The organism is Thalassolituus sp. UBA2009 (assembly GCF_002335285.1).
In the GTDB taxonomy this organism is placed as follows: Bacteria; Pseudomonadota; Gammaproteobacteria; order Pseudomonadales; family Oceanobacteraceae; genus Venatoribacter; species Venatoribacter alkanivorans.
This window is the reverse complement of sequence record NZ_DDCJ01000006.1, coordinates 12,046-12,573: the sequence shown is the minus strand read 5'-3', so window position 1 is coordinate 12,573 and position 528 is coordinate 12,046. Positions and strand designations below refer to the sequence as shown.

1 pseudogene is annotated in these 528 nt (G+C 50.2%); it reads right to left on the bottom strand.

From position 1 onward, the window contains the following. Positions 1-27 precede the first annotated feature (27 nt). A pseudogene (locus B3P58_RS00650) lies at positions 28-528 on the bottom strand (RNA degradosome polyphosphate kinase); the annotation flags it as partial.

Here is a 528-nt window from a genome sequence, read left to right as displayed (position 1 = left end):
TTTTTTATCAATGCCAAGCGGCATTGTTTACGACGAACTTGCCGCCAGTGTTTCCAGCAGAATCGCCTGCGCTTTCACCATGTCTTCACCTTCAGCAGGTTGCGCGCGAATATAACTGCCATCGGACTGTAAGTCCCAGGCCTGACAGTTATCCAGCATGTACACTTCCAGTTCGCTTTTCATACGTTCTTTCAGTTTGCTGGTTTCAATCGGGAAAGCGGTTTCTACCCGGCGTAACAGGTTACGTTCCATCAGGTCGGCACTGGCGGCGTAGATTTCATCTTTGCCGTTATTCAGAAAATAATAAACACGCGAATGCTCAAGGAAACGGCCAATAATAGAGCGTACACGGATATTCTCCGATACCCCTTCCACGCCCGGACGTAAACAGCACATACCACGGATAATCAGATCGATTTTTACCCCGGCCTGTGAAGCTTTATACAGTGCGCGGATTAATTTTGGCTCGGTCAGACCGTTGGCCTTCATGCGGATCAGCGCGGGTTTGCCGGCTTCGGCATGGGAACG